At 68.7% G+C, this 23,862-nt stretch carries 19 protein-coding genes; 11 read left to right on the top strand and 8 right to left on the bottom strand.

Translation table 11 applies throughout. The features are described 5' to 3' along the window. Positions 1-65: 65 nt before the first annotated feature. Entirely contained in the window at positions 66-980 is a 915-nt protein-coding gene (locus E5CHR_RS18250) for a LysR family transcriptional regulator (RefSeq protein ID WP_162581149.1), read from the bottom strand. Between the two features lie 169 nt (positions 981-1,149). Between E5CHR_RS18250 and E5CHR_RS18245 the strand changes: the two genes are divergently transcribed. The 9 genes from E5CHR_RS18245 to E5CHR_RS18205 all read left to right on the top strand — a co-directional run bounded on the left by E5CHR_RS18245 (position 1,150) and on the right by E5CHR_RS18205 (position 12,736). Then, positions 1,150-2,022, top strand: coding sequence for an alpha/beta hydrolase (locus E5CHR_RS18245; RefSeq protein WP_162581148.1), 873 nt, complete (start codon positions 1,150-1,152; stop codon positions 2,020-2,022). Between the two features lie 151 nt (positions 2,023-2,173). Further along, positions 2,174-3,418, top strand: coding sequence for an efflux RND transporter periplasmic adaptor subunit (locus E5CHR_RS18240; protein ID WP_162581147.1), 1,245 nt, complete (start codon positions 2,174-2,176; stop codon positions 3,416-3,418). Between the two features lie 40 nt (positions 3,419-3,458). Next, entirely contained in the window at positions 3,459-6,758 is a 3,300-nt protein-coding gene (locus tag E5CHR_RS18235) for an efflux RND transporter permease subunit (RefSeq protein ID WP_162581146.1), read from the top strand. Between the two features lie 31 nt (positions 6,759-6,789). Beyond that, on the top strand, positions 6,790-8,223 hold the full coding sequence (locus E5CHR_RS18230; RefSeq protein WP_162581145.1) for an efflux transporter outer membrane subunit: 1,434 nt from the start codon (positions 6,790-6,792) through the stop codon (positions 8,221-8,223). 53 nt (positions 8,224-8,276) lie between these two features. Further along, positions 8,277-9,749, top strand: coding sequence for a cobyric acid synthase (locus E5CHR_RS18225; RefSeq protein WP_232062109.1), 1,473 nt, complete (start codon positions 8,277-8,279; stop codon positions 9,747-9,749). Beyond that, complete coding sequence (gene cobT, locus E5CHR_RS18220; RefSeq protein ID WP_162581144.1) at positions 9,746-10,786, top strand: nicotinate-nucleotide--dimethylbenzimidazole phosphoribosyltransferase; 1,041 nt, start codon at positions 9,746-9,748, stop codon at positions 10,784-10,786. Before E5CHR_RS18225 ends, cobT begins: the two co-directional genes overlap by 4 nt. After that, positions 10,786-11,583: an adenosylcobinamide-GDP ribazoletransferase gene (locus E5CHR_RS18215; protein ID WP_162581143.1), complete on the top strand. Its 798-nt coding sequence runs from the start codon at positions 10,786-10,788 to the stop codon at positions 11,581-11,583. The genes cobT and E5CHR_RS18215 overlap by 1 nt, the downstream gene beginning before the upstream one ends. Continuing rightward, entirely contained in the window at positions 11,580-12,170 is a 591-nt protein-coding gene (locus tag E5CHR_RS18210) for a histidine phosphatase family protein (RefSeq protein WP_162581142.1), read from the top strand. The genes E5CHR_RS18215 and E5CHR_RS18210 overlap by 4 nt, the downstream gene beginning before the upstream one ends. A 20-nt stretch (positions 12,171-12,190) precedes the next feature. Further along, a complete protein-coding gene (locus tag E5CHR_RS18205; protein ID WP_162581141.1) occupies positions 12,191-12,736 on the top strand; it encodes a hemerythrin domain-containing protein in 546 nt (181 codons plus the stop codon). Between the two features lie 41 nt (positions 12,737-12,777). On the opposite strand, the gene nth is transcribed toward E5CHR_RS18205, so the two are convergent. Next, positions 12,778-13,416: an endonuclease III gene (gene nth / locus E5CHR_RS18200; RefSeq protein ID WP_162581140.1), complete on the bottom strand. Its 639-nt coding sequence runs from the start codon at positions 13,414-13,416 to the stop codon at positions 12,778-12,780. Between the two features lie 83 nt (positions 13,417-13,499). Between nth and E5CHR_RS18195 the strand changes: the two genes are divergently transcribed. Continuing rightward, positions 13,500-14,687, top strand: a complete 1,188-nt coding sequence (locus tag E5CHR_RS18195; RefSeq protein ID WP_162581139.1) for an aminotransferase-like domain-containing protein — start codon at positions 13,500-13,502, stop codon at positions 14,685-14,687. Between the two features lie 10 nt (positions 14,688-14,697). On the opposite strand, the gene E5CHR_RS18190 is transcribed toward E5CHR_RS18195, so the two are convergent. The 6 genes from E5CHR_RS18190 to mfd all read right to left on the bottom strand — a co-directional run bounded on the left by E5CHR_RS18190 (position 14,698) and on the right by mfd (position 23,040). Beyond that, complete coding sequence (locus E5CHR_RS18190) at positions 14,698-15,762, bottom strand: Ldh family oxidoreductase (RefSeq protein WP_162581138.1); 1,065 nt, start codon at positions 15,760-15,762, stop codon at positions 14,698-14,700. Positions 15,763-15,767: 5 nt separating this feature from the next. Next, positions 15,768-17,270, bottom strand: a complete 1,503-nt coding sequence (locus tag E5CHR_RS18185) for a tripartite tricarboxylate transporter permease (protein ID WP_162581137.1) — start codon at positions 17,268-17,270, stop codon at positions 15,768-15,770. Positions 17,271-17,280: 10 nt separating this feature from the next. Beyond that, on the bottom strand, positions 17,281-17,748 hold the full coding sequence (locus E5CHR_RS18180; RefSeq protein WP_162581136.1) for a tripartite tricarboxylate transporter TctB family protein: 468 nt from the start codon (positions 17,746-17,748) through the stop codon (positions 17,281-17,283). 4 nt (positions 17,749-17,752) lie between these two features. Beyond that, complete coding sequence (locus E5CHR_RS18175) at positions 17,753-18,724, bottom strand: Bug family tripartite tricarboxylate transporter substrate binding protein (protein ID WP_174255728.1); 972 nt, start codon at positions 18,722-18,724, stop codon at positions 17,753-17,755. A gap of 123 nt (positions 18,725-18,847) precedes the next feature. Then, a complete protein-coding gene (gene serB, locus E5CHR_RS18170; RefSeq protein WP_162581134.1) occupies positions 18,848-19,564 on the bottom strand; it encodes a phosphoserine phosphatase SerB in 717 nt (238 codons plus the stop codon). After that, positions 19,561-23,040, bottom strand: coding sequence for a transcription-repair coupling factor (gene mfd, locus E5CHR_RS18165; protein WP_162581133.1), 3,480 nt, complete (start codon positions 23,038-23,040; stop codon positions 19,561-19,563). The genes serB and mfd overlap by 4 nt, the downstream gene beginning before the upstream one ends. A gap of 106 nt (positions 23,041-23,146) precedes the next feature. Here mfd and ispD point away from each other — a divergent pair, with 106 nt between their 5' ends. Beyond that, entirely contained in the window at positions 23,147-23,851 is a 705-nt protein-coding gene (gene ispD, locus E5CHR_RS18160; RefSeq protein ID WP_162581132.1) for a 2-C-methyl-D-erythritol 4-phosphate cytidylyltransferase, read from the top strand. Positions 23,852-23,862 lie beyond the last annotated feature (11 nt).

Here is a 23,862-nt window from a genome sequence, read left to right as displayed (position 1 = left end):
CCTCATCGGACGCGCGGCGCCTGGGAGGCGCGGCTCCATGGCGATGACTGAGGCAGTACGCAAGCTCAGCGCCGCTGCAGCTTCGGATTCTTCGCGAACAAATCAGCCGCCCAGTCCACGAACACCCGCACCTTGGCGCTCAGGTGCCGGTTGGGCGGGTACACCACATGCACAGGCAGCGGCGCCCGGGTCCATTCGGGCAGCAGTTCCACCAGCTCGCCGCTCTCGATATGCGGATCGGCCATGAAGGTGATGCACTGCGAAAGCCCGAAGCCGCCCAACACGGCGGCCAGGTGGGCGTTGCTCTCGTTGACCGAGACGCGGTAGGGGCCCGAGATCTCGATGTGCTCGTCGTCCTTGTGGAACTCGTGCGGATAGATCCTGCGCGAGCCGGCCGCGAAGTAGCTCACGACATGGTGTCGCTTCTCGATGTCGGACGGGTGCTCCGGCTTGCCGTAGCGCTTGACATACCCGGCCGACGCCACCGTCACGAATTCCAGGGTGCCGATGCGCCGCGCCACCAGCGATTGGTCGGTCAAATCGCCGGCCCTGATCACGCAGTCCACGTTGTCGGTGATCAGGTCGACGGGACGGTCGCTGACCCCCAGGTCGAGCTGGATGTCGGGATAGCGGTCGCTGAAGGTGGCGAGCGCCGGCAAGATGATCAGGCGCGCCGTGGACGAGCCCACGTCGATGCGCAGCCGCCCGGTCGGGTTGGCTTGCGCGTTGGTCATGCTGGCCTCGATGTCGTCGAGGTCGTTCAGCAGGCGCGCCGTGCGGTCGTAATAGGCGGCGCCGTCCGGCGTCACGGTCACGCGCCGCGTGGTACGGTTCAGCAGCTTGACGTGGAGGCGGGACTCCAGCGCCTGGATCTGCTTCGTGACGGTGCCCTTCGGCAGCCCGAGCGAATCGGCGGCACGGGTGAAGGTGCCGGCTTCCACGACGCGGACAAAGATCCGCATGGCCTGGACCTGGTCCATTGATGCTCCTAGGGAAAAACCCGCGAAGGCGGGTGGGGGCGGATTCTCACATGCAGTGTCTTAGCGGATTGTTAGCCGATTGGAAACAGAGTGAGGGCCACCCACCCGTTGTGCCGGCCAATGAGGCCCTTAATATTCAACCCATCGTCCACCCACTGAGGTTGTGCCAATGTCATCCCGCCCCATTCCGCGTTCTGCTGAAGCCGCACCGGCACCGGCGGTCGCTGCTGCGCCGGGCACGGAGGTCGACGTCAGCGTTCCGCTGCCGGAGCGCGAGCCGGTCCAGGCACGCCTCTATGGCCAGAAGGTCAAGGGCGCGGCGGTGCCCTTGGTACTTTATTTCCATGGTGGCACCTTCGTCTGCGGCGACCTGGACCGCGGCCACAACGTTGCGCGGCTGCTGGCGGCGGCTGGCGCGGTGGTGCTGTCGCTGGCCTATCCGCTGAAGCCTTTTCCCGAACCGATCGAAGTAGGCTTCGCCGCGCTGGAGTGGCTCTACAAGCAGCGCGTCAAGCTGGCCGGCAAGGGCGCCCGTGTGTACCTGGCCGGTGAAGAAGCCGGGGGCAACCTGGCGGCCGCGGTGGCACTGATGGCCCGCGACCGCGCGCACCCGCCGCTGGCCGGCCAGATCCTGCTGTCGCCGATGCTCGACCCGTGTGCCGGCACGCTGTCGCTGCGCCAGGCGACGGGCGACGATGCCCGCTGCCGCTGGGCGTCGGGTTGGCAGGAATACCTGAGCTGCCCGATGAACGCGACGCACCCCTACGCCGTGCCCGGCGCGTCGCTCAGGTTGGCCGAGCTGGCCCCTGCGCTGGTGCTGGTGGGCGAAGACGACGCGATGCGCGACGAGGCCTTGAGCTTCGCGCAGCGTTTGCAGTCAGCGGGCATTTCGGTGACCAAGGCGGTGCTGCCTTCGGCCGCGAAATGTCCCGACGAGTTGTATGACCCCGCTTTCGGGGATTGCGCGTGCACGGAGACAGTGGGTGGGCATTTGCGCGCATTTTTCGCTTCCACGGTGCCGCCGGTGCCTCCCCCGGCGTAGGTACCAGCCGGTTTCGCCGGTCAACCTTTTTTTCTGAATCTTCCTGGGTCCGCCGGCTTGTCCGGTGGTGCCGGATTTCGCCTTCCTGCTGCCTACGGGCAGCGGGCTGGCCAGTTGTTTTCCAAAAGTCATCTCAACGAGGAGCTTCATCATGCAAACCAACAACAAGCAGTCGAATGTCCGCCGCCGTATCTGGCCTGCCGTGACCGGCGTCACCGCCCTGGTGGCGATCGCTTCCGCGGTCCTGCTCGGGCTGCCGAGCTTCAAGGCCGAGGCCAACGATGCGCCCGCAGTCGCCGCGCCGCGCGCCACGCCGGTGTCGGTGGCCGTCGTGGCGCCTACCGAAGTCAACACGTGGGATGAGTTCTCCGGCCGGCTGGAAGCGGTCGAGCGCGTCGACGTGCGTTCCCGTGTCGCCGGCGCGGTGCTGGCGGTGCATTTCCGCGAAGGCTCGCTGGTGAAGCAGGGCGATCTGCTGGTCACGATCGATCCCGCGCCCTATGCAGCCGAGGTCGAGCGTGCGGAAGCGCAGGTCGCTTCGGCCCAGGCGCGCGCGGCCTTCACGCGCAGCGAGCAGGAACGCGCCCGCCGCCTGTGGGACGACAAGGCCATTGCCCAGCGCGAGTTCGATGAGCGCGTCAACGCCGGCCGCGAAGCCGAGGCCAACCTCCGCGCGGCGCAGGCCCAGTTGCAGAGCGCGCGCCTGAACCTGGGCTACACGCAGGTGAAGGCGCCGGTGTCCGGCCGTATCGGCAGGCTCGAGGTGACCGTGGGCAATCTGGTGGCCGCCGGCCCTGGCGCTCCGGTGCTCACGACGCTGGTGTCGGTCAGCCCGATCTACGCGAGCTTCGACGCCGACGAGCAGGTGGTCGTCAAGGCCCTGAAAGACCTGCCGCCCGGCGCCGGCGCGCGGGGCAAGCTCGACGGCATCCCGGTGCAGATGGGCACCGCCGGCCTCGAAGGCACGCCTTACGAGGGCCGGCTGCAGCTGATCGACAACCAGGTCGACGCGCGCAGCGGCACGGTGCGCGTGCGCGCCGCCTTCGACAACAAGGACGGCACGCTGATCCCGGGCCAGTTCGCCCGCATCCGCATGGGCCAGGCCCGCAACGACACGGCGCTGCTGGTGAGCGAGCGCGCCGTCGGCACCGACCAGAACAAGAAGTTCGTGATGGTCGTGGGCGAGGACAACAAGGCCGAGTGGCGTGAAGTGACGCTGGGTGCGTCGGTCAACGGCCTGCGCGTCGTGACCAAGGGCCTGAAGGCGGGCGAGCGTGTGGTCGTCAACGGCCTGCAGCACATCCGTCCGGGCGCGCTCGTGGCGCCGCAGACGGTGACCATGGAAGCCAAGGCCGACGCGCAGTCCCAGCGCGTGGCCACGGCCGCCAAGTCCTGAGTGCCTGAATGAAGGTGGCATCCCCGAGGAAAACAACATCATGAATTTATCGAAGTTCTTCATCGATCGGCCGATCTTCGCGGGCGTGCTCTCGCTGCTGATGCTGATCGCGGGCCTCATCGCCCTGCGCAGCCTGCCCATCTCGGAATACCCCGAGGTCGCACCGCCGTCGGTGGTGGTGCGCGCGCAGTACCCGGGCGCCAATCCGAAGGTGATTGCCGAAACCGTCGCCACGCCCATCGAGGAGCAGATCAACGGGGTCGAAGGCATGCTCTACATGGGCAGCCAGGCGACCACCGACGGCGTGATGACGCTGACCGTCACCTTCAAGCTGGGCACCGATCCCGACAAGGCGCAGCAGCTGGTGCAGAACCGCGTCTCGCAGGCCGAGCCGCGCCTGCCGGAGGAAGTGCGGCGACTGGGCGTGACCACCGTCAAGAGCGCGCCCGACCTCACGATGGTGGTGCACCTGGTGTCGCCCAACGACCGCTATGACATGACCTACCTGCGCAACTACGCGGTGCTCAACGTCAAGGACCGGCTGGCGCGCATCGAGGGCGTGGGCCAGGTGCAGATCTTCGGCGGCGGCGATTACTCGATGCGCATCTGGCTCGACCCGCAGAAGGTCGCGCAGCGCGGCCTCTCGCCCAGCGACGTGGTCACGGCGATCCGCGGGCAGAACGTGCAGGCGGCGGCCGGCGTGGTCGGCGCCTCGCCGGGCCTGCCGGGCGTGGACATGCAGCTGTCCGTCAACGCCCAGGGGCGGCTGCAGAGCGAAGAGGAATTCGGCGACATCATCGTCAAGACCGGTGCGGACGGCGCCGTGACCCGGCTGCGCGACATCGGTCGCATCGAGCTCGGCTCGGCCGACTATTCGCTGCGCTCGCTGCTCAACAACGACAACGCGGTCGGCATCGGCGTGTTCCAGGCGCCGAACTCCAATGCGCTCGACATTTCGGCCAACGTCCGCAAGACGATGGACGAGATCAACAAGAACATGCCGGAAGGCGTGGAATACCGCATCGCCTACGACCCGACGCAGTTCGTTCGCGCCTCCATCGAGTCGGTGGTGCATACGCTGCTGGAGGCCATCCTGCTGGTGGTGCTGGTGGTGATCCTGTTCCTGCAGACCTGGCGTGCCTCGATCATCCCGCTGCTGGCCGTGCCGGTGTCGGTGATCGGCACCTTCGCGGTGCTCCATGTGCTGGGCTTTTCCATCAACGCGTTGTCGCTCTTCGGCCTGGTGCTGGCGATCGGCATCGTGGTGGACGACGCCATCGTGGTGGTCGAGAACGTGGAGCGCAACATCGAGGCCGGGCTCACGCCGCGCGAGGCCACCTACCGCGCGATGCGCGAGGTCTCGGGGCCGATCATCGCGATCGCGCTGGTGCTGGTGGCGGTGTTCGTGCCGCTGGCCTTCATCAGCGGCCTGACCGGGCAGTTCTACCGCCAGTTCGCCGTCACGATCGCGATCTCGACCGTGATCTCGGCGATCAACTCGCTGACCCTGTCGCCCGCGCTTGCCGCGCTGCTGCTCAAGGGCCACGACGAGCCGAAGGACGCGCTCACGCGCGGCATGGATCGGGCGCTCGGCTGGCTGTTCCGCGGCTTCAACAGGTTCTTCCACCGCGGCGCCGAGGCGTACAGCGGCGGCGTCAAGGGCGTGATCTCGCGCAAGACCGTGATGCTGGTGGTCTACCTGGCGCTGGTGGCCGTGACTTTCGGCCTCTTCAAGGCGGTGCCCAGCGGCTTCGTGCCGGCACAGGACAAGCAATACCTCATCGGCTTTGCGCAGCTGCCCGACGGCGCTACGCTGAATCGCACGGAAGAGGTGATCCAGCGCATGGGCGAGATCACCAAGAAGAACCCGAACGTCGAGGACGCGATCGCCTTCCCGGGCCTGTCGATCAACGGCTTCACCAACAGCTCGAACTCGGGCATCGTGTTCGCGACGCTCAAGCCCTTTGCCGAGCGCAAGCGCGCCGACCAGAGCGGCGGTGCCGTCGCAGGCCAGCTCAACCAGCAGTTCGCCGGCATCCAGGATGCCTTCATCGTGATGTTCCCGCCGCCTCCGGTGGCGGGCCTGGGCACCACGGGAGGCTTCAAGCTGCAACTGGAAGACCGCGGCTCGGTCGGCTACGAGCAGATGGACGCCGCGGTGCAGGCCTTCATGGCCAAGGCGCGCCAGGCGCCCGAGCTCACCGGCATGTTCACCAGCTGGCAGGTCAATGTGCCGCAGCTCTATGCCGACATCGATCGGACCAAGGCGCGCCAGCTCGGCGTGCCGGTCCAGGACATCTTCGACACCATGCAGATCTACCTCGGCAGCCTGTATGCGAACGACTTCAACAAGTTCGGCCGCACCTACACCGTGCGCGTGCAGGCGGATGCGCCTTACCGTGCACGTGCCGAGGACGTCGGCCTGCTCAAGGTGCGCTCGAGCACGGGCGAGATGGTGCCGCTGTCGGCGCTGATGAAGGTGAATTCGAGCTTCGGCCCCGAGCGCGCGATGCGCTACAACGGCTACCTCTCGGCCGATGTGAACGGCGCACCTGCGCCGGGCTTCTCCTCAGGGCAGGCGCAGGACGCGATCGAGCGCATTGCCGCGGAGACCTTGCCCAAGGGCGTGAGCTACGAATGGACGGAGCTGACCTACCAGGAGATCCTGGCCGGCAACTCTGCGGTGCTGGTGTTTCCGCTCGCGATCCTGCTGGTGTTCCTGGTGCTGGCCGCTCAGTACGAGAGCCTGACGCTGCCGCTGTCGATCATCCTGATCGTGCCGATGGGCCTCCTGGCCGCGATGACGGGCGTATGGATCTCCGGCGGCGACAACAACGTCTTCACGCAGATCGGATTGATCGTGCTGGTGGGCCTGAGTGCGAAGAACGCGATCCTGATCGTGGAGTTCGCACGCGAGCTCGAATTTGCCGGCCGAACGCCGATACAGGCCGCCATCGAGGCCAGCCGCCTGCGGTTGCGCCCGATCCTGATGACCTCGCTGGCCTTCGTGATGGGTGTGCTGCCGCTGGTGCTCGCAACCGGTGCCGGCGCCGAGATGCGCTCGGCGATGGGCGTGGCGGTGTTCGCCGGAATGATCGGCGTGACGGCCTTCGGCCTGTTCCTGACGCCGGTGTTCTACGTCGCCTTGCGCAGGCTCACGGGCAACCGCCCGCTCAAGCTGCATGGCGAGGTGCCGCACCTGGCGGACGACAACAGCTTCGTGTCGGCCCAGCATCCGGCGGCGCCGCATGGCGGCGCCCCTCACGACAGCGGTTCCGGCGCGGGCGGTGGCGGTGGCCTGCATCCCCAGCCCGCGGCGCCCCTCAAAACGCACGACTGATGGCCGAGGCCTCATTGCAAGAAAGCAGATCATGAAACTCGATCGAAGCACTTTCACCCGGCCCTGGCGCACAGCGCTGGCGCCGCTCATGGCGGCCCTGGTGCTGGCCGGCTGTGCCACTGCGACCCCGGAAGCGCCGAGCTTCCAGGCGCCGGCCCAGTTCAAGGAGCAGGCCGCCGCGCCGGCCGAGGGCCAATGGACCCGCGCCACGCCCGCCGAGGCACAGCCGCGCGGCGAGTGGTGGCGCGCCTTCAACGACCCGGTGCTCGACGCCCTGGTCGCCCGTGCCGACGCGGCCAACAACAGCATCCAGGTGGCGGCGGCGCGGCTGGCAGAGGCCCGCGCGCTGGCGCGCAGCACCGATGCCGATCGCTCGCCCCAGATCGGCCTCGGCGCCGGCGCAACCCGGCAGCGCGGCCTGGACCGCAACCAGAGCACCACGCCTTCCACGCTGATCAACGCGGGCCTGGACTTCTCGTACGAGCTCGACCTGTTCGGGCGTCTCTCGAAGGCCAGCGATGCAGCGCGGCTCGACGCCGAGTCGCGTGCCGGCCTGCTGCAGAGCGCGCGCCTGCTGGTGCAGGCCGAGACCGCGCAGACCTACCTGGCGCTGCGCGCCCTCGACGACGAGCGCCAGCTGGTGCGCGAGACCGTCGAGGCCTACCGCGACACGCTGCGCCTGACGCAGCAGCGCCACCGCGCCGGCGATATCGCCGAGCTCGACGTGGCACGGGTCGAGACCGAGATGGCCTCCACGGAATCCGAGGCGCTCACGCTGGACCGGCGCCGCGCCGAGCTCGAGCACGCGCTTGCGGTGCTGACCGGCGAGCCGGCTTCCAGCTTCGAGATGAAGCCCGACAGCTGGGCCACCGCCTTGCCCAGCATCCCCGCAGGCGTGCCGGCCACCGTGCTCACGCGCCGGCCCGACGTCTCGGCCGCGCAGAAGGGCGTGCTGGCGGCGCAGGCGCGCGTCGGCGTGGCGCAGACGGCGTGGTTCCCCAACATCGCGCTCACCGGCGGCGGCGGCTATGCCTCGTCGGAGATCGGGGACCTGTTCAAGTGGTCCGCGCGCTCGTGGGGCATCGGCGCGTTGCTGTCGCTGCCGCTGTTCGACGGCGGCCGCCGCGAGGCCGGCGTGCAGGGCGCCAGCGCCCAGCTCGACGGCGCGCTCGCGAGCTACCGCGAGCAGGTGCTCACGGCCTTCAGGGACGTCGAAGACCAGCTGTCCTCGCTGCGCATCCTCGGGGCGCAGTCGGAGGTGCAGGCCAAGGCGGTCGCCTCGGCGAGCCGCGCGACGCAACTGTCCGACACGCGCTATCGCAACGGCTACATCAGCCAGCTCGACCTGCTCGATGCGCGTCGCAGCGAGCTGCGCAACCGGCGCCAGGCGCTCCAGGTGCGGTCCGCGCAGTACCAGTCAACGGTCGGCCTGATTCGCGCGCTTGGCGGTGATTGGACAGTCTGACGCTCGCGCCCAGATCCAGGTCGTCGCGCGCAGGCGTCGACGACAATTCCCGCATGAATCAAGAGCGAGGGCGCAACAACCAGGCCCGATGCGTCATGGTGCTGGGCACGACCAGCGGTGCCGGCAAGAGCTGGCTGGCCACCGCGCTGTGCCGCTGGTATGCGCGCCAGGGCTTCAAGGTGGCACCGTACAAGGCCCAGAACATGAGCAACAACGCGCGCGTGGTGGCGGGCGGCGAGATCGGAAGCGCACAGTATTTCCAGGCGCTGGCGGCAGGCACCGAGCCGGACGTGCGCATGAATCCCTTGCTGCTCAAGCCCGAGCGCGACACGCACAGCCAGGTGGTCCTGATGGGACAGGTGAGCGCCGAGCTGTCGGCCCTGCCGTGGCGCGGGCGCAGCGAGCATGTGTGGCCGCAACTCGCCCGCGCGCTCGACGAACTGCGGGCCGAGCACGACATCGTGGTGATCGAAGGCGCCGGCTCGCCGGCCGAGATCAACCTGATGGACAGCGACATCGTCAACCTGCGCGTTGCACGGCATGCCGAGGCGTCTTGCCTGCTGGTGACCGATATCGATCGCGGCGGTGCCTTCGCGCACCTCTACGGCACCTGGGCCCTGATGCCCGAGGCGGACCGCGCCCGGCTGGCCGGCTTCGTGCTCAACAAGTTTCGCGGCGATGCGTCGCTGCTCGCGCCCGCGCCCGAGCGGCTGCAGGCGCTGACGGGCGTGCCGACCCTCGCGACCTTGCCGATGTGGTGGCAGCACGGGCTGCCCGAGGAAGACGGTGTCTTCGACGAGCGCAGCACGGCCGCCGGCGAAGTGCGGTTGACGGTGGCCGTCATCGCCTGGCCGCGCCTCAGCAACCTCGATGAATTCCAGCCGCTCAAGAACGTGGCCGGCGTACGGCTGCGCTGGGTGCGCAGCCCGGCCGAGCTGGCCGGCGCCGACTGGGTCGTGCTGCCCGGTTCCAAGAACACCAGCGGCGACCTGGCCTGGCTGCGCACGCAGGGGCTGGACCGCGCCGTGGCGGACCATGCGGCGCGTGGCGGTGCCGTGCTCGGCATCTGTGGCGGGCTGCAGATGCTCGGCGAGGCGCTGATCGATCCGCACGGGGTCGATGGCAATGGTCCCGGACTGGGACTGCTCCCCCTGGTCACCATGTTCGAGGCCGACAAGACCGTACGCCTGCGCACGGCGCGCTTCGGCGTGCTGAAGGGGCCTTGGGCCGCATTGTCGGGCGTGACGATGCACGGCTACGAGATCCACCACGGCCGCACCGCGCCGCATCCGGCCATGGCAGCGGCCGGTGATCGCGCCGAGGCCGTGATGGCCGAGGACCTGGCATGGCAGAACGCGAAGGGCAACGTGCTGGGCCTGTACCTGCATGGCCTGTTCGAGGACGCGGCCGTGCTGCAGGCACTGTTCGGCGCGAGGGCGCGTACGCTCGAGGCCGTGTTCGACGGCCTCGCCGACCACATCGATACCCACTTTGAAGCGGGCGCGCTGCGCTCCCTGATCGAATGACGCTTGAACTTCCCGCCGTCGAGGACATCGACGACGCCGCGCTCGCCGCGCGGCTGCAGCACCTGCTGGACCACAAGACCAAGCCGCTCGGCGCGCTGGGCCGGCTTGAAGCCCTGGGCCTGCGGCTGGGCTTGGTCCTCGGCAGCGAGGCGCCCGCACTGTCGGCGCCGCAGATGCTGGTGTGCGCAGGCGACCACGGCCTCGCGGCGCGCGGCGTCTCGGCCTACCCGAGCGACGTGACCTGGCAGATGGTCGAGAACTTCCTCGCCGGCGGCGCGGCCGTCAGCGTGCTGGCACGGCAGCACGGGCTGGCGCTCACGGTGGTGGACTGCGGCGTGCGGCATGACTTCGAGGCGCGAGAGGGTCTGCGGGTGCGCAAGATCGCGCCGGGCACCGCCGATGCTTCGGCCGGTCCGGCCATGAGTCGCGCCCAATGCGAAGAGGCCGTCGGCCATGGCATGGCGCTGGTCCGGGAGTTGCCGGGCAACGCGCTGCTGCTGGGCGAGATGGGCATCGGCAACAGCTCGGCAGCCTCGCTGCTGCTGGCGCGGCTGGCCGGGCTGGACATCGATCTCTGCACCGGCAGCGGCACCGGCCTCGATGCCGCCGGGCTCGCACGCAAGCGTGGGTTGCTGCGCGAGGTGTTGGCGTTGCACTCCGATGCGGGTTCCGCGCTCGCCGCGCTCGCGGCCTTTGGCGGCTTCGAGATCGCCACCCTCGTCGGCGCCGTGCTGCAGGCGGCCGAGGAGCGGCGGGTGATCGTGGTCGATGGCTTCATCGCCGGCGCGGCAGTGCTGGTGGCGACGTGCTTGCGGCCGCATGTGGTGCAGCGCTGCGTGGCGGCGCACGAGTCGGCCGAGCCGGGCCATCGCCTGCTGCTCGAAGCGCTCGGCCTCGAGCCCTTGCTGAAGCTCGGCCTGCGCCTGGGCGAAGGTTCGGGGGCCGCACTGGCCTGGCCGCTGCTGGAATCGGCCTGCCGCATCGTGCGCGAGATGGCCAGCTTCGAGTCGGCCGGCGTGTCGCAGCGGGAGGGTTGATGCACGGCGTGCGCCATTTCCTGCTGGCGCTCCAGTTCTTCACGCGCGTGCCGGTGACGGGGCGGCTGGCGGCCTGGGTGGGCTTCAGTCCCGCCATGCTGCGCGCCAGCGCGGCGCATTTTCCGGGCGTGGGTTGGCTCGTCGGCGCGGTAGCGGCAGGGGTGTTCCTCCTGGCGCAATCGGGCCTTCCCGGCATGGCCGGCGCGCTGGCGGCGGCGCTGCTGTCGACGATCGCGACCGTGCTGCTGACGGGGGCTTTCCATGAGGATGGACTGGCCGACCTGGCCGATGGCCTGGGCGGCTCGGCGGACCGCGCGCGTGCGCTGCAGATCATGAAGGACTCGCGCATCGGGGCTTTCGGGGCGCTCGCACTGGTGCTGGCACTTGGGCTGAAGATCGCGCTGCTGGCCGTGCTGGCGGGGCAGGGCGCGATGAGCGCCGCCGCTGCGTTGATGGGCGCGCATGTCCTGTCGCGACTGGCGCCGCTGTTCCTCATTCGTCGGCTGCCCTATGTCGGTGACGAGGGCGCGGCGAGCAAGTCCAAACCGCTGGCCGATGCGATCGGCAGCGGCGCCTTGTTGGTGGGCGTGCTGTATGCGCTGCCGGCCGTCCTGTTGCTGCTGTTCACGCAGCCGCTCCTCCAGGCCGTGGCGGCGCTTGCCGCCTGCGTGCTCGGTGCGGCCTACATGGCGTGGCTGCTCGCGCGCCGGTTCCAGGGCTTCACCGGCGACGGGCTCGGCGCCACCCAGCAGCTGTGCGAACTGGCCATCTACCTGGCGCTCGCCTGGCAGACATGAAGCTGGGCCTCGTTCGCCACGCCGAAACCACGGCGGCGGCCGGCTCCTGCTACGGCCGCACGGACGTGAGCGTGCCTGCGGACGCAACACGCGCCATTGCCGAACGCATCGGGCCATCGCTGGCTGCCGGCATCGAGCTGGTCAGCTCGCCCCTGCAGCGCTGCGAGTTGCTGGCGCAGGCGATCGCCGCGCTGCGGCCGGAGCTGCCGCTGCGCGTCGATCCCCGCATCGCCGAGATGGATTTCGGCGCCTGGGAAGGCCTCGACTGGCGCAGCATCGCGCGCGCCGAGTTCGAGGCCTGGACCGGCGCCTTTGCCGACGCGCGCGCGGGAGGCCACGGCGAGAGCACCCGCCAGTTCATGGGTCGCGTGGGCGAGGCCTTCGACGCGTGGCGCGCTGCAGGACGCGACGCGCTGTGGATCACCCATGCCGGCGTGATCCGCACCGTGTGGCTGCTGCGCGATGGCCTGCGCTGCGCCGAGCGCGCCGACCAATGGCCATCGCAGCCGATCGCGTTCGGCGAGTGCGTGGTCGTGGAGGAAGCGCGAGGGACGGAAATGTCACGGCGTGATATGTTTGGCTCTTGAAAGGTACAGGGGCCATTGCCATGACCACGCCCGACCGTTCCCTGCCGACCGGCGGCTTCGAGGTGCCGCTGGAGATGCTTTCCGCTTGCCATGGGCGCATCGAGCACCAGTGTGCGACGTTGCGACGGCTGGTCCCGCACATGGCCCGCCACGGCGCGGACCTGGACGCGCGTTCCGCGGCAGCCGCTGTGATGCGGTACTTCGATACCGCGGCGAAGCATCATCATGAAGACGAGGAGCAGGATCTGTTCCCCGCGCTCGTCGAGTCGATGGCCGGGTCGGACCCGGTGTGCCTGCGCGAGATGACTCAAGGCCTCGTGGCCGAGCACCGCGAGATCGAGGCACGTTGGCTGCAGGTGCGCGCCGTGCTCGAGCAGATTGCCGCGGGGCGCACCGTGCCGCTCGATCCGGACGATGTGGAAACGCTGGCTCGCTTGTACGAGCGGCATATGGAGCGTGAAGAGCAGGAACTCCTGCCAATGGCCGCGCGCCTGTTGAGCGACGAAGAGCTGCAGCGAATCGGGCGCGCGATGCGCGAGCGCCGGGGAATCCAGCTCCCTGACTGAGGTCTCCGCCATCAGCGCAGCACCGGCAATGCGGCGCAGGCTCAGGGCGGAGGCGTCTTCGGCTTGTAGTCGCAGTAAGGCGCGACGGCGCACTTCCAGCACAAGGGCTTGCGCGCCACGCAAACATAGCGGCCATGCAGGATCAGCCAGTGGTGCGCATGCAGCCGGTAGGCTGGCGGCACGCGTTTCTCCAGCTTGAGCTCGACCTCCAGCGGCGTCTTGCCCGGCGCCAGGCCGGTGCGGTTGCTGACGCGGAAGATGTGCGTGTCCACCGCCATGGTGGCCTCGCCGAAAGCCACGTTGAGCACCACGTTGGCGGTCTTGCGGCCCACGCCGGGCAGCGCCTCGAGTTCGGGGCGGGTGCGCGGCACTTCTCCGCCGTGCCGCTCGAGCAGCATGCGGCAGGCTTCCATCAGGTGCTTCGCCTTGCTGCGGTACAGGCCGATGGTCTTGATGTAGCCCTCGAGGCCTTCGATCCCCAAGTCCAGGATGGCCTGCGGCGTGTTCGCGACCGGGAACAGCTTGCGCGTGGCCTTGTTCACGCCCACGTCTGTGGCCTGTGCCGACAGCAGCACGGCGGTCAGCAGCTCGAAGGGCGTGCTGTATTCCAGCTCGGTCTCGGGCTCGGGGTTGGCAGCCTGGAGGGTGGCGAAGAAGGGTTCGATCGCTTCTTTTTTCATCGTGGGCGGCAGTGTATGTGTCGTGGCGGCCCGCACCGAACTTGCGACAATGGCAGCCCTTCCGTCCATCGCAGCAGGTTCCCATGCAATTCGCCACCCGCCTCGACAACGTCGAAACCTCCGCCATTCGAGAACTCTTCAAGCTGCTGGGCAAGCCCGGCATCATCAGTTTTGCGGGCGGCTTCCCGGACAGCGCGATGTTCGATGTCGAGGGGCTGAAGGAAGCGAGCGCCAAGGCGCTGGCCGAGGAGCCCGGCGGGGCCCTGCAGTACGGCGCCACGGAGGGCTACGAACCCTTGCGCACGCAGCTCTCGGCTTTCATGAAGGGCAAGGGCGTGGAGGTTGCGCCCGACGGGCTCATCGTGACCACCGGCAGCCAGCAAGCCCTCGACCTGCTGGGCAAGACCCTCATCTCGCCCGGCGACAAGGTGATCGTCGAGGGGCCGACCTTCCTGGCCACGATCCAGTGCTTTCGCCTCTACGGCGCGCAGCTGATCAGCGCGCCCGTCGACGCCGACGGCGTGCAAGTCGACCGGTTGGAGCAGCTGATCGTCGAGCACAAGCCCAAGTTCGTCTACCTGATCCCCACCTTCGGCAACCCGAGCGGCGCGATGCTCAGCCTCGAGCGCCGCAGGAAGGTGCTGGAGCTCGCGGTGAAGCACGACACGGTGGTCGTGGAAGACGACCCGTACGGCGATCTCTACTTCGGCAAGGCGCCGCCGCCTTCGCTCATGTCCCTCACGAACGAGGTTCCGGGCAGCCGCGAGCGCCTGGTGCACTGCGGCAGCCTGAGCAAGGTGCTGAGCCCGGGCCTGCGGATCGGCTGGATGATCGCGCCGCCCGAGCTGCTGGCCAAGGCAACGATGTGCAAGCAGTTCAGCGACGCCCACACCAGCACCTTCGCACAGGCCACGGCCGCGCAGTACCTCAAGAGCGGGCGCATGCCCGGCACGCTGGCCAACGTGCGCAAGGTCTACGCGGAGCGCGCGGCCGCGATGGGCTCGGCGCTGAAGCGCGAGCTCGGTGATGCGGTTGCCTTCACGCAGCCGGGCGGCGGGTTGTTCTTCTGGGCACGGCTGACGGGGGCGGGCGGCAAGCTGGCCGATGCCACTGTGCTCGCCCAGCGCGCGATCGAGAAGGGCGTGGCCTTCGTTCCCGGCGCGCCTTTCTTCGCCGAGAAGCCCGACGTGGCGACCTTGCGGCTGAGCTTCGCCACCGCCAACGTCGAGAAGATCGAGGAAGGCATCGCGCGCCTGGGCGCGGCGCTTTGAGCCTGCGGCTTCAGCGCAGCGCGTCGGACAGCTTCAGGCCATAGCGCTGCTCGGCAGCTTGCAACGAAGGCGCGATCGAAGGCGCCAGGCGCACGCCGTCGGCAAGCTGTTCGGCGCGCCGCTGCAGGCCGCGCTCGCCCGGCAGCCGCACCGGCCTTGCGGCATCCACGGGCGGATTGGTGCGGCATTGCGCCGCGATGTGGTCCATCTGGCGCAGGAAGGCCGCCTTCCCGCCGAAGGCGCTCAGGTCGTGCAGCGTGAGATACACCGTCGCGCCCCAACCCTCGGGGGGATCGGCCCGGCCATGGCCGGCCAGCCCACCGGTGAGCGATTCGACCAGCAGCGCCAGGCCGTAGCCCTTGTGGCCATGGGTCTGGCCGCCCACCGGCAGCAGGGTGCCTGGCGGCTGTTCGAACAGCACCGACGGGTCTTTCGAAGGCCGGCCGCGCGCGTCGATGAGCACCTCGTCGTCGAAGATTTCGCCGGCCTGGCGCTTGCGGTTGCTCATGCCGTTCGTGGTGATGGAAGCGGAGATGTCCACCATCACGCCGCCCCCGGCGATCGGGAAGCCCAGCGCGAGCGGATTGGGCGTGAACACTGCCTGCGTGCCACCGAAGGGGGCGACGCTGGCGGTGTTGGGGTCGGAGCAGGCCAGCACCAGCAGCATGTCTTCTTCGAGCGCACGCAGCAGGTAGGCCGCGAGGCAGGCGATGTGATGGCTGCGCCGGATGACCAGGGAAGCGGTGCCCAGTTCGCGGGCGCGCGGCAGCAGCAGGTCCAGGCCCTGGTGTACCAGCCAGGGGCCGGGCAGGCGCTGGCCGTCCCACAGCACGGCCGCCGGCCGGTCGGAGACCACGAGCGGCGCGCCTTCGCGCCGCATCGCACCGGATTCCAGTTCTTTCACGTAGCCTGCCAGCAGCGCGAGGCCATGCGTGTCGTGGCCGAGCAGGTCGCCTTGCACCAGCGTGTCGGCCACCGTGCGGGCCATGGGCTCGGCGAGGCCGGCGCATTGCAGGAGTTGCGCCGCGTAGCGGGCGAGGGCGGGGGCGTCGTAGCGAAGAGAGGTGCTGTTCATGCGCTTCAGTGTGCCTCTGCCGGCTGCAGCCGTCGATGCCGGCGCCGCCAGGCCAGGCCGAGCGAGCCGAACCAGATTCCCAGCGTGGCCAATGCCAGTCCGGCGGCGATCGGCCGCTCGACGAAGGCCAGCCAGCTGCCGTCCGACTTGATCATCGAGGTGATGAAGTTCTCCTCCAGCATCTTGCCCAGCAGCATGCCGAGAATGGCGGGAGCCACCGGGAATGCGTTTTCCTCCAGCAGCCAGGCCGCGACGCCGAAGCCGAGCAGGATCCAGAGATCGAACAGCGCATTGTTGATGGCGAAGGCCCCCACGAGGCAGAACACCAGGATGATCGGCATCAGCACGTTGCGCGGCATGCGCAGGATGGTTGCGGAGGCCTTGATGCAGGCCCAGCCCAGCGGCAGCATCAGCAGGTTGGCGAGGATGAAGACGATGAACACCGCGTAGACGTTTTGCGGGTTGTTCATGAAGATCATCGGGCCCGGATTCATGTTCTTCATGTAGAGCACGCCAATCACGATGGCAGTGATCGAGTCGCCGGGGATGCCGAACACCAGCGCCGGTACCCAGGCGCCGGCCAGCGCGCTGTTGTTGGCGGCGCCCGCCTCGACCAGTCCTTCGGGATGGCCGGTTCCGAACTTCTGGGGCTCCTTCGAGAGCTTCTTGCTCATCGCATAGGACATCCACGCGGCGATGTCGGCGCCCGCCCCGGGCAGGATGCCGACTGTCGTGCCCAGCGCACTGCCGCGCAGGGTCTGCACGGGGTACTTGCGCATCAGCCCGCCCATGCCGGCGAACACCGATCCGATCTGCTTCTTGAAGCGCGCGAGTTCCTCGGCCGTGACGGTGAAGCGGAGAATTTCGGAGATGGCGAACATGCCGATCATCGCGGGGATCAGCGTCAGCCCGCCCAGCAGGTCGGTGTTGCCGAAGGTGAAGCGCGGATGTCCAGCCGGGTTCTCGAGTCCCACGCAGCCCATCAGCAAGCCCAGGAACAGAGTGATGAGGCCCTTCAGCGGCGTGTCGCTGGTAATGAAAACCGCACAGGTCAGGCCCAGCAGCACCAGCCAGAAATACTCGAAGGAGCTGAACTTGATCGCCACCTCGGCCAACGCCGGCGCTGCCACGATCAGCACGACAGTCCCGAACAGGCCGCCGATGCAGGAGAACACCAGGCCGATGCCCAGAGCCAGCTCGCCCTGGCCCTTGCGCGTCATCGCGTAGGACTCGTCGGTGTAGGCCGCGGAAGCGGGCGTGCCCGGGATGCGCAGCAGGGCGCCCGGGATGTCGCCCGCGAAGATCGCCATGGCCGTTGCCGTGACGATGGCGGCGACGGCGGGCACCGGCGGCAGGAAGAAGGTGATGGGCACGAGCAGGGCGGTGGCCATGGTCGCGGTGAGCCCGGGCACCGCGCCGACGAACATGCCGAAAAGGCCCGACAGCAGCATCACGGCCATCACCGTCGGCGTGGCGACGGTCTGCACGGCGAGGAGTACCGAATCCATCAGTGCACCCTCACCACGCGAAGCGCTGCAGCACGCCCCACGGCAGCGGAACCTTGAGCAGCTTGTAGAAGCAGGTGTGGATCACCAGCGTGGCCAGGAGTGCCACTGCGAGCGCGACCGGCAGGCGCACGCCGCAGGCCCACTGCAGCAGCGTCAGCACCAGCAGGCTGCACAGCACGAAGCCGAGCCGGTCGGACAGCAGGATGTAGAACGCCATGCTGGCGATGACGATCGCGAATGCCGCGAGGCGCCGTGGCGAGCGCAGGCCGTGGCCGAGCACGAGCAAGGGCTGGCCGCTGCGCAGCCCCTGCCACGTCAGCGCCAGCGAGCACAGCGCGAGGCCGGCTGCGGCGAGCCCGGGGAACAGCGCCGGCCCGAAGTTCTGGCCCGCCGCCGGTGGAAAACTCTGGACATGCCAGAGCACCGCCAGCGAAAGCAGCAACAGCACGCCACCGATCAGGCTGTCGTGGATGCGCATTCGCTTACTTGGCGATGCCGACGGCCTTCATCGCCACCGCGAAGCCCGCGTCCTTCTCGGCCATGAACTTGCCGAAGTCGGCGCGGTCGGCATACAGCGCGCCGAAACCACGGGAGGCCAGGAAGTCCTGGTAGGCCTTGCCGTCGAAGATCTTCTTGAGCATGGCGGCGAGCTGGTCGGTCTGTTCCTTGGGCAGCCCCTTGGGCGCCGCAATGCCGCGCCAGGCACCGGCGTTCCACATCTTGCCCGCGGCGTCGGTGTACAGCGGTACCTTGGGGAAGATGCCATCGGGCTTGGAGGCCAGCAGCAGCAACGGCCGCACCTTGCCGGCGTCGATCAGCGAACGTGCCTCGGGCAGCGAGCACGACACCACGTCCACGCCGCCTGCCATCAGGTCCTGAAGGCCCGGCGCGGCGCCCTGGCTGGGAACCCAGCCGATCGCGTTGCCGGGCAGCTTGTTGTCGACCAGCCATTGCGCAAGGCCGAGATGCCAGATGCCGCCCTGTCCGGTGCCGCTGGCCTTGAGCTTGCCGGGATTGGCCTTGGCTGCATCGAGCAGCTCCTTGGCACTCTTGATGGGCGAATCGTCGCGCACGAAGATGGCGTTGGCGTCGAAGTTCATCAGCGCGAGCGGGGTGTAGTCGGCGCCGGAGAGCTGGGTGAGGCCCGCGTGGCGCATCATCCCGATCTCGACGGTGAGGATGCCCAGGGTGTACCCATCCGGCGCAGCGGAAGCGATGGCCTGGTGCCCGACCACGCCGCTGCCGCCCGTGCGGTTGACCACGTTGATGGGCTGCTTGAGCTCCTTCTCGAGCTCGGCCGCGATGATGCGGGCCACCGCATCGGTGCCGCCGCCGGCGCCCCACGGCACGATCAGGGTGATCGGGCGCTCGGGGTAGGCCGCATGGGCGAGCCCGGGAAGGACCAGGGCGGTGGCGGCTGCACCGAGGACGGCCAGGGTTTGGCGGCGCTTCATATCGTCTCCTTCGTTGTTGCCCAGGCATTCAAGCATCCGGGGCACCGCACGCGAAACTGAAGATAACCCTAGGACAGCGCCGGTCCCTTTTGCCTTAGGAAGAAACCGGTTTCGTCCGACGCGTCAGCGCACGACTTCGAGCAGCCGGTCGAGGCCGCCCTCGTCGATGGCCACCATGGCCTCTGCACGCACCTTGGGCTTGGCGTGGTAGGCCACCGACAGCCCCGCCTCGCCCATCATCGGCAAGTCGTTGGCGCCGTCGCCCACCGCGATGCATTCGGCGGGCGAGATGCCCAGCAGCGAGGCGACTTCCAGCAACGTGCGGCGCTTCTCGGCGCCGTCGCAGATATCACCCCAGGACTGCACCACCACGCGCCCCGTGAGCTTGCCGTCGGCCTCGTCGAGCAGGTTTGAGCGCGCGAAGTCGATGCCCAGCCGCTCCTTCACCCGGTTGGCGAAGAAGGTGAATCCGCCCGAGACCAGCAGCACCTTGAGGCCGGCCGCCTTGCAGGCCGCCACCAGCGTCTCGGCGCCGGGATTGAGGCGCAGGCGCTGGTCGTAGACCTCCTGCAGGGCAGAGACCGGCACGCCCTGAAGCAGGGCCACGCGGCGCCGCAGGCTTTCCTTGAAGTCCTTGATCTCGCCGCGCATCGTCGCCTCGGTGATGGCCGCGACCTCGGCCTTCTTGCCGACCGCGTCGGCGATTTCGTCGATGCATTCGATGTTGATCAGCGTCGAGTCCATGTCGAACGCGATCAGCTTGAAGTCGGGCAGGGCAAGCGGCGGCGTGATTCGCCGGATGGCGAGGCCGGGGGAGAGTTCTCGAAGAGTGCTGGTCATGCCGGTGTAGCTTCCGCCGTCTTGGGTTGTCCGAGGCTGCGCAGCACGTCGCGCACCATCTGCGCCCGCTCCTTCGGCTCCTTGAGCTCGCGCTCGATGCGCAGCTTTTCGTTGCCGGCCAGCTTGATGTGCTTGTTCTTCTGAATGAGCTGGATGATGGCCATCGAATCGACCGGCGGGTCCTTCTTGAAGGTGATGTGGATCGCGCCAGGTGCGGCATCGACCTTGAGCACGCCATACGGGCGCGCCAGCACGCGCAGCCGATGCATGTCGATCAGCGTCTGGGCCTGCGGCGGGAGCTTGCCGAAACGGTCGACGATCTCCTCGAGCAGCGTATCGATCTGGTCGGAGGTCTTCGCGGTGGCGAGCTTCTTGTAGAAGGACAGGCGCAGGTGCACGTCGCCGCAGTAGTCCTCGGGCAGCAGGGCGGGTGCGTGCAGGTTGATCTCGGTGGTGACGGACAGCGGCGACAGCAGGTCGGGCTCGTGGCCGGCCTTGAGCGAGCGCACGGCCTCGGCCAGCATCTCGTTGTAGAGCTGGAAACCGATCTCCATCATGTTGCCGCTCTGGTTCTCGCCCAGCACTTCGCCGGCGCCGCGGATCTCGAGGTCGTGCATCGCGAGGTAGAAGCCGGAGCCGAGTTCCTCCATCTGCTGGATGGCGTCGAGGCGCTGCGCGGCCTGCTTGGTCAGGCCATCGATGTCGGGCACCATCAGGTAGGCATAGGCCTGGTGATGGCTGCGGCCGACGCGGCCGCGCAGCTGGTGCAGCTGGGCCAGGCCGAACTTGTCGGCGCGGCTCATGACGATGGTGTTGGCGCTCGGCACGTCGATGCCGGTTTCGATGATGGTCGAGCACAGCAGCAGGTTGTAGCGCTGGGCGACGAAGTCGCGCATCACGCGCTCCAGCTCGCGCTCGGGCATCTGGCCATGAGCGACCGCGACGCGGGCCTCGGGCAGGATCTGCTCCAGCTTCTGACGCCGGTTCTCGATGGTCTCGACCTCGTTGTGCAGGAAGTAGACCTGGCCGCCGCGCTTGAGCTCGCGCAGCACGGCTTCGCGGATCACGCCGGTGCCTTCGTTGCGCACGAAGGTCTTGATCGCCAGGCGGCGCTGCGGGGCGGTGGCGATCACGCTGAGGTCACGCAGGCCTTCGAGCGCCATGCCCAGCGTGCGCGGGATGGGGGTGGCGGTGAGCGTCAGGACATCGACCTCGGCGCGCAGGGCTTTCATCGCCTCCTTGTGGCGAACGCCGAAGCGGTGCTCCTCGTCGATGATGAGCAGGCCGAGGTTCTTGAACTTCACGCTGCTGGAAAGCAGCTTGTGCGTGCCGACCACGATGTCCACGCTGCCGTCGGCCAGGCCCTTGGCGGCGGCATTGATCTCCTTGGCCGAGCGGAAGCGGCTCATTTCTGCGACCTTGACCGGCCACTTCGCGAAGCGGTCCATCAGCGTCTGGTAGTGCTGCTCGGCAAGCAGGGTCGTGGGCGCGAGGAAGGCGACCTGCTTGCCCCCGGTCACCGCGACGAAGGCGGCGCGCAGGGCGACCTCGGTCTTGCCGAAGCCGACGTCGCCGCAAACCAGGCGGTCCATCGGCTGCGGCGAGATCATGTCCTGGATCACCGCATGGATCGCGGCTTTCTGGTCGGCCGTTTCGTCGAAGCCGAAGTCGTTGGCGAAGACCTCGTAGTCGGCGGCCGAGAAGCGGAAGGCGTGGCCCTCGCGCGCGGCGCGCCGGGCGTAGATGTTGAGCAGCTCGGCGGCGGAGTCGCGCACCTGCTCGGCGGCCTTGCGCTTGGCCTTTTCCCACTGGCCGGAGCCGAGCTTGTGCAGCGGCGCCTCGTCCGCGCTGACGCCGGTGTAGCGGCTGATCAGGTGCAGCTGCGCGACCGGCACGTAGAGGGTGGCCTTGTCGGCGTACTCCAGGTGCAGCATCTCCTGCAGCATCGGCTTCCCGTCTGCGCCGGTGCCCTGGCCCAGGTCCATGTGGACCAGGCCGCGGTAGCGCCCGATGCCGTGCGCGGAGTGCACCACCGGGTCGCCGACGGCCAGCTCGCTCAGGTCCTTGATCAGCGCCTCGACGTCGCTGACCTGTTCCTGCTTGCGGTTGCGCCGGCGCGCCGAAGGCGCGGTGGCAAAGAGCTCGGTCTCGGTGACGAAGTCGATGCCTGGCTCGGTCCACGCGAAGCCGGCCACCAGCGCCGCGGTGGCGATGCCGATCTTCTCGTCGGGCGAGGCTTCGAACTCGGCCAGCGAATCGAACGCGGGCGGGCTGATCCCGCTGGCGCGCAAGAAGTCGAGCAGGCTTTCGCGACGGCCGTCGCTTTCGGCGAGGACGAGCACGCGGTGCGGGGTCGCGGCAACGTGCGCCTTGAGCTTGACGAGCGGGTCGTCGGCGCCGCGGACCACGGCGAATGGCGGGAGCGCCTCGAATTCGGCGTAGGGGTTGCCCTCGGCTTCACCTCGAATCGCCAACTGCGGATGCGGCTTCGCGCGCTGGTAGAACTGCTCCGCGTTCAGGAACAGCGCCTCCGGCGGCAGCGCCGGCCGCTCCGGATCGCCCTGCACCAACCGATAGCGTTCGCCCGTGTCCTGCCAGAAATGCTGGAACGCGGGTTCGAGGTCGCCATGCAGCACCACGGTCGTCTCGGCGCCGAGGTAGTCAAACACGGTGGCCGTCTCCTCGAAGAAGAGCGGGAGGTAGTACTCGATTCCGGCCGTCGCGACGCCGTTGCCCATGTCCTTGTAGAGCCGGCTGCGGGTGGGGTCGCCCTCCAGCAGCTCGCGCCAGCGGCTTCGAAAGCGCGTGCGGGCCTCGTCGTCCATGGGGAACTCGCGGCCCGGCAGCAGGCGCACCTCGGGCACGGGGTAGAGGCTGCGCTGGGTGTCGGGGTCGAAGGTGCGGATCGAGTCGATCTCGTCGTCGAACAGGTCGACCCGGAAGGGCACCTGCGAGCCCATCGGGAACAGGTCGATCAGCCCGCCGCGCACCGCGTACTCGCCCGGGCTCACGACCTGCGTGACGTGGCTGTAGCCGGCCAGCGTGAGCTGGGCCTTGAGCTTGGACTCCTCGAGCTTCTGCCTGGCCTTGAAATGGAAGGTGTAGCCCGCCAGGAAGGCCGGCGGCGCCAGGCGATACAGCGCGGTGGTGGCCGGCACCACCACGACGTCGGCTTCCTTCTGGCTGATGCGCCACAGCGTGGCCAATCGCTCGCTGATCAGGTCCTGGTGGGGAGAGAAACTGTCGTAGGGCAGCGTCTCCCAGTCGGGGAACAGGGCACAGCGCAGCTCGGGCGCGAAGAAGGCGAGCTCGTCGATCAGCCGCTGTGCGTCGTTGGCGTCGGCGGTGAAGACGGCGGTGGCGCGTCCGGCCGACTTCTCGCGTTCGGCCAGTTGCGCCAGCAGGAGCGCGTCGGCGGAGAGGGGTGGGCGCGGCAGCGTGAAGCGTTTGCCTGCGGTAAGAGCGGGGAGGTCCATGAAGCGAGAAGAAAATGCAGAACACCCCGCGCCGGCTGGCGAGGGGTGTGAGGGCAGGTCGATTCTAGAATGGCTGCCCCTTCGGCGTTGGCTCCGGCCGGACCCCATGACCCCTTCCCGTCTTTTCGTCCTGATTCCCTGCGCGGGCTCCGGCAGCCGTGCCGGCGGCACCGGCCCCAAGCAGTACCAGCGCATCGCCGGCTGGCCGATGGTGCGCCACACGCTGGAAGCTTTCCGCGCGCTGGCGGGCCGGTTTGCAGGCATTGCGCTGGTGGTGTCGCCGCAAGACCGTGAAGTGGGCGCCGCGCTGCCGCGCTTTCCTGCCGAGGGCGAATACCTGCTGCAGGTCGGTGGCGCGACGCGCGCGGCCAGTGTGCGCAACGGCCTGCTGGCGCTCAGGCAGACGGCCGGTGCCGGCCCGCACGACTGGGTTCTGGTGCACGACGCGGCCCGCTGCCTGGTGACGCCGACGCAGATCGAGGCCCTGGTCGCCGCCTGCGAGCACGATGCCGTGGGGGGGCTGCTGGCCCACCGCCTGCCGGACACGCTGAAGGTCGCGTCCCCCGAGGGACGGGTGGCGGACACGCTGACACGCGCCGACAAGTGGCTGGCGCAGACGCCCCAGATGTTTCGCATCGGCATGCTGCTCGATGCGCTGGAGCGCGCCGGTGATGCCGTCACCGATGAAGCCAGCGCGATCGAAAGCATCGGCCTCGCGCCGCTGCTGGTGCCGGGCAGCGCACAGAATTTCAAGGTCACTTTCCCAGAGGACTTCGCGCTGGCCGAGGCGCTCCTGAAGAGCCGCAAATGAAGCGCGTGGAG

This window comes from Variovorax sp. PBS-H4 (assembly GCF_901827205.1).
In the GTDB taxonomy this organism is placed as follows: domain Bacteria; phylum Pseudomonadota; class Gammaproteobacteria; order Burkholderiales; family Burkholderiaceae_C; genus Variovorax.
This window is presented reverse-complemented; position numbering and strand designations above follow the sequence as displayed.

Excerpts from the sequence above, each read along its gene's own strand:
- E5CHR_RS18250 (WP_162581149.1), bottom strand. The coding sequence starts at position 980 with ATGGACCAGGTCCAGGCCATGCGGATCTTTGTCCGCGTCGTGGAAGCC.
- E5CHR_RS18245 (WP_162581148.1), top strand. The coding sequence starts at position 1,150 with ATGTCATCCCGCCCCATTCCGCGTTCTGCTGAAGCCGCACCGGCACCG.
- E5CHR_RS18240 (WP_162581147.1), top strand. The coding sequence starts at position 2,174 with ATGCAAACCAACAACAAGCAGTCGAATGTCCGCCGCCGTATCTGGCCT.
- E5CHR_RS18235 (WP_162581146.1), top strand. The coding sequence starts at position 3,459 with ATGAATTTATCGAAGTTCTTCATCGATCGGCCGATCTTCGCGGGCGTG.
- E5CHR_RS18230 (WP_162581145.1), top strand. The coding sequence starts at position 6,790 with ATGAAACTCGATCGAAGCACTTTCACCCGGCCCTGGCGCACAGCGCTG.
- E5CHR_RS18225 (WP_232062109.1), top strand. The coding sequence starts at position 8,277 with ATGAATCAAGAGCGAGGGCGCAACAACCAGGCCCGATGCGTCATGGTG.
- cobT (WP_162581144.1), top strand. The coding sequence starts at position 9,746 with ATGACGCTTGAACTTCCCGCCGTCGAGGACATCGACGACGCCGCGCTC.
- E5CHR_RS18215 (WP_162581143.1), top strand. The coding sequence starts at position 10,786 with ATGCACGGCGTGCGCCATTTCCTGCTGGCGCTCCAGTTCTTCACGCGC.
- E5CHR_RS18210 (WP_162581142.1), top strand. The coding sequence starts at position 11,580 with ATGAAGCTGGGCCTCGTTCGCCACGCCGAAACCACGGCGGCGGCCGGC.
- E5CHR_RS18205 (WP_162581141.1), top strand. The coding sequence starts at position 12,191 with ATGACCACGCCCGACCGTTCCCTGCCGACCGGCGGCTTCGAGGTGCCG.
- nth (WP_162581140.1), bottom strand. The coding sequence starts at position 13,416 with ATGAAAAAAGAAGCGATCGAACCCTTCTTCGCCACCCTCCAGGCTGCC.
- E5CHR_RS18195 (WP_162581139.1), top strand. The coding sequence starts at position 13,500 with ATGCAATTCGCCACCCGCCTCGACAACGTCGAAACCTCCGCCATTCGA.
- E5CHR_RS18190 (WP_162581138.1), bottom strand. The coding sequence starts at position 15,762 with ATGAACAGCACCTCTCTTCGCTACGACGCCCCCGCCCTCGCCCGCTAC.
- E5CHR_RS18185 (WP_162581137.1), bottom strand. The coding sequence starts at position 17,270 with ATGGATTCGGTACTCCTCGCCGTGCAGACCGTCGCCACGCCGACGGTG.
- E5CHR_RS18180 (WP_162581136.1), bottom strand. The coding sequence starts at position 17,748 with ATGCGCATCCACGACAGCCTGATCGGTGGCGTGCTGTTGCTGCTTTCG.
- E5CHR_RS18175 (WP_174255728.1), bottom strand. The coding sequence starts at position 18,724 with ATGAAGCGCCGCCAAACCCTGGCCGTCCTCGGTGCAGCCGCCACCGCC.
- serB (WP_162581134.1), bottom strand. The coding sequence starts at position 19,564 with ATGACCAGCACTCTTCGAGAACTCTCCCCCGGCCTCGCCATCCGGCGA.
- mfd (WP_162581133.1), bottom strand. The coding sequence starts at position 23,040 with ATGGACCTCCCCGCTCTTACCGCAGGCAAACGCTTCACGCTGCCGCGC.
- ispD (WP_162581132.1), top strand. The coding sequence starts at position 23,147 with ATGACCCCTTCCCGTCTTTTCGTCCTGATTCCCTGCGCGGGCTCCGGC.